The following is a 3,352-nucleotide window of genomic DNA, read 5'->3' on the forward strand; positions in this document are numbered from 1 at the left end:
GCCGCCCGGCGCCGGGCCGGACGCGCTGTTCGACCCCGCCGAGCACACCGTGCCCGAGGTCCTCGACCACCTGGCCGACGCCGACGAGGACGAGACCGCGCGGGTGCTGGCCGCCGAACTCGACGGCCTGGCGCGCAAGGGCGTCCTGGGCGCGGCGGCCCCGGCCGGGGGCGACGGTGGCGCTGCCTCCTAACGGCCTGCTCGCCGACCCGGCCCGCCTCGCCGTCTGGCTCGGCCTGCCCGCCGACGACCCGCAGCTGCTGGCCGCCCTCGCGGCGGCCAGCGCCCGCTTCCGGGCCGCCGTGCGCCACCCCGTCTCCCACGTCACCGACGACACCGTCCGCCTCTACGGCGACGGCACCGACCGCCTGCACCTGCCCGCCGCCCCCATCACCGCCATCACCTCGGTGACCGTGGACGGCACGCCGGTCACGGACTGGCGGCTGCGCGCGGACATCGGCGTGCTGCGCCGCACCTCGCCGTGCGGCTGGCCGGAGTGGGCCGAAGTCGACGTCGTCTACGACCACGGCTACGACCCGATCCCCGACGACGTCCAGGAAGCGGTCGTCGACCAGGCCCGCACCATCCACACCGTGCAGCCCGGCGTCCAGACCCTTCAGGCGGGCGGCGAGTCCGTGACTTTCGGCGCGGCCGCCGCCACCGGCGTCACCGCCCAATGGACCACCGCGGTGGAGAACTACCAGCTCCACCACGGCGACCGCACCTAAGCGGAAGGAGACCGAGCCGACATGGCGGTGATCTTCCATCAGCGGGTCGTGCGCGTGCGGGCCGGCACCCGTACCGACCGCGCCGGCAACACCGTCGCGGACTGGTCGCCCGGCGCCGTCTCCCGGCTCACCGTCGAGCGCCTCTCCGTGCAGCCGGCCGTGCAGATGGAGCACACCGAGCCGGACCGCACCGGCGTGATCACCGGCTGGCGGGTGCTGTCCGCGCCCGGCACCGCCCCGGACGTGCGCGCCGGCGACCGCATCGAGCACGACGGCCTGCTGTGTGACGTCGTCGGCGAGGTCGCCCGCTGGCCCCACCCGATCAGCGGCGGCGTGCACCACGTGGAGTGGCAGATGCGCCGCTCCACTGGATAGGAGAGGAGGCGACCGTGGCCGAGGTCGAGTTCGTCCTGGACCCCGCCGGCGTGCGCGAGGTCCTGCACAGCCCGGGGGTCCGGGCGATGGTCGACGAGGCCGCCGCCCGGATCGCCGAACAGGTACGCGGCAGCGTCACCGCGCCCGAGACCGTCCGGGTCGACGCCTACACCACCGACCGCGAGGCCGCCGCCGTGACCATCGCCGACCGGCGGGGCATGGTCTGGCAGGCGCGTGACGGCGTCCTGACCCGGGCCGCCGCCCAGATCGGCGCCGACATCAAGACCCGCGGCGGCAGCGGGTGAAGGCGCGCGTCCTGTTCCCGGACGCGGCCGCCGAGGCCTGCACCCTGCTGCGCACCGCTCTCGCGGCCCGGCCCGAGGCGTACGCGGCCGGCGCCACGGTCGGCACCAAGGTGCCGGACGCCCGCTCCCCGGAGGACCCGCGCCTGCCGCTCGTCCTGGTCGCGCTCGACGGAGCGACCCCGCACCCCTCTCGGCTGAACGCCGAGGTGGTGCTGCGGATCTCGGTGTGGCACGCCGACAACGACCAGGCGCACGACCTGGCCCAACTCGCCGCCGCGCTGCTGCACACCGCCGCTGGCCCGGTCATCCGCTCCACCCGCCCGGGCACCGGGCCCGTCCCGGGCGTCGACCCGGACTCGGGCGTCGCCCTGGCCACCCTCACCCTGACGGCCAACATCGCCCCCACCCCCCTGACCTGACCATCACCACATGGAGGACCGGCATGCCCGGAGATCCCCTCAACACCAGGCTCTGGACCGACGCCGACTTCTGGGTCGCCGACAGCCTCGACACCCCCAACCCGGCTGACGCGAACACCCCGTTCGGCGCGGGCTGGACCCTGATCGGCCTGCTGTCCGGCGACGACGGCATGCCGGAGTCCCGCGACGAGGACGTCAGCGACTACTACGCCTGGGGCGGCGGCATCGTCCGCACGAGCCGCAAGAACTTCAAGCTGACGAAGAAGGTCACGGTCTTGGAGGACAACCCGTCCACGCGGGCTCTCGCGTGGCCCGGGTCGACGGACACCCAGATCGTCGTACCCAAGCCTGTCCCCCGGAAGTGCGCGTTCGTGACGCGAGACGGGGCGACCGACCTGACCGAGCGGCTCATCACCCGCAACCACGCGATCATCACCCTGGACGGCGACCAGGACAACAACGAGACCGACCTGCGGCAGTCGACCTTCGCCGCGGTCATCTACCCCGACGCCAACAAGGTGCTGTTCGACCGGCAGGTCAGCCAGGCCGTCACCGCCCTCGCGATCGCGCCGGCGACCAAGGCCCTGGCCGTCGGGGCGATCGCCCGGCTGACCGCCACCGCCACGCTCGCCGACGCCAGCACCCGCAACGTGACCGCCGACCCCTACCTCGCGTGGGCCACCAGCGCCGCCGCGAAGGCCACCGTCGACCACGGCTACGTCACCGGCATCGCCGCCGGCGCGGCGACCATCACCGCGTCCTACCCGGGCCTGACCGCCACGTGCGCGGTCACCGTGTCCTGACCCCACCAGCCCCGGGGCGGGCGAGCGCGCGGTCCGCCCGCCCCGGCCACCCCTTTCGCACCGCGCACCGAGAGAGGACCGCGCCCATGTCCAACACCCGCCGCCCCCGCCGCAGGCCCGACGACCAGGTCGTCGACTTCAACCTCGACGCCCTCCAGGCCTCCGGCAACCTCCGGCCCTTCGTCGTCCAGCACGGCGGACGCCGCTGGGAGCTGGCCCACATGGACACCCTCGACGCCTGGAAGCTGCTCGCGGCCGCCGACGGCGGCGACGTCGCCGCCATGCTCTCCATCTTCGGCCTCGCCCTCGGCGACCAGTGGCAGGCCTTCCAGGCCAAGCCGATGCCCAGGCACAAGCTGTCCGTGCTGTTCGACGCCTACCGCAAGCACTGCGGGGTGCAGGCGGGGGAATCGCCGGCCTCCACCGACTCCTGAGGGAGCACGGGGAGGCGATCCTCGCCGACCTCCGCGAGACCTACGGGGTGCGCCTGGCCGACCTCGCAACCGGCCGCCTCACGTGGATGGAGCTGGTCGCGCTGGTGCGCGGCCTGCCCCCCACCTCCCGGCTGCGGGCGGCCCTCACCGGCCGCCCGGCCTGGGGACAGACCCACTACCTCCTCGCCGACATCTTCGACGTGCTGGCCGGAGCGAACTGGCAGCGCGGCGGCGACAAGACCGCGGCCAGGCCCGCCCCGTACCCGCGCCCGGCCGCGGCCGCCTCAC

7 protein-coding genes and 1 pseudogene are annotated in these 3,352 nt (G+C 74.6%); all 8 read left to right on the forward strand.

The window, feature by feature from the left end:
* A partial coding sequence (locus ABD308_RS29420; RefSeq protein WP_344341445.1) for a hypothetical protein occupies positions 1 to 193 on the forward strand: 193 nt, incomplete at its 5' end.
* The gene (locus tag ABD308_RS29425; protein WP_344341448.1) at positions 177 to 728 is read left to right on the forward strand and encodes a mobile element protein; all 552 of its coding nucleotides are present in this window, start codon (positions 177 to 179) and stop codon (positions 726 to 728) included. The genes ABD308_RS29420 and ABD308_RS29425, both read left to right, overlap by 17 nt.
* Before the next feature lie 21 nt (positions 729 to 749).
* Positions 750 to 1,103 carry a hypothetical protein gene (locus ABD308_RS29430; RefSeq protein WP_344341451.1) on the forward strand — a complete coding sequence of 118 codons (354 nt, stop codon included), beginning with the start codon at positions 750 to 752 and terminating at the stop codon, positions 1,101 to 1,103.
* A 14-nt stretch (positions 1,104 to 1,117) separates the two neighbouring features.
* The gene (locus ABD308_RS29435) at positions 1,118 to 1,408 is read left to right on the forward strand and encodes a hypothetical protein (RefSeq protein ID WP_344341454.1); all 291 of its coding nucleotides are present in this window, start codon (positions 1,118 to 1,120) and stop codon (positions 1,406 to 1,408) included.
* Positions 1,405 to 1,827 (forward strand): hypothetical protein, encoded by a 423-nt coding sequence (locus ABD308_RS29440; RefSeq protein WP_344341457.1) that lies wholly within the window; start codon positions 1,405 to 1,407, stop codon positions 1,825 to 1,827. Before ABD308_RS29435 ends, ABD308_RS29440 begins: the two co-directional genes overlap by 4 nt.
* 23 nt (positions 1,828 to 1,850) lie before the next feature.
* Entirely contained in the window at positions 1,851 to 2,630 is a 780-nt protein-coding gene (locus ABD308_RS29445; RefSeq protein WP_344341460.1) for an Ig-like domain-containing protein, read from the forward strand.
* 86 nt (positions 2,631 to 2,716) lie between these two features.
* Positions 2,717 to 3,064, forward strand: a complete 348-nt coding sequence (locus tag ABD308_RS29450) for a hypothetical protein (RefSeq protein ID WP_344341463.1) — start codon at positions 2,717 to 2,719, stop codon at positions 3,062 to 3,064.
* An 86-nt stretch (positions 3,065 to 3,150) separates the two neighbouring features.
* Positions 3,151 to 3,352, forward strand: a pseudogene (locus ABD308_RS29455) (hypothetical protein); the annotation flags it as partial.

The organism is Kitasatospora putterlickiae, from assembly GCF_039527695.1.
In the GTDB taxonomy this organism is placed as follows: Bacteria; Actinomycetota; Actinomycetes; order Streptomycetales; family Streptomycetaceae; genus Kitasatospora; species Kitasatospora putterlickiae.

Bases quoted from the DNA above. Each gene is read 5' to 3' on its own strand.
- ABD308_RS29430 (WP_344341451.1), top strand. From the start codon at position 750: ATGGCGGTGATCTTCCATCAGCGGGTCGTGCGCGTGCGGGCCGGCACC.
- ABD308_RS29445 (WP_344341460.1), top strand. From the start codon at position 1,851: ATGCCCGGAGATCCCCTCAACACCAGGCTCTGGACCGACGCCGACTTC.
- ABD308_RS29450 (WP_344341463.1), top strand. From the start codon at position 2,717: ATGTCCAACACCCGCCGCCCCCGCCGCAGGCCCGACGACCAGGTCGTC.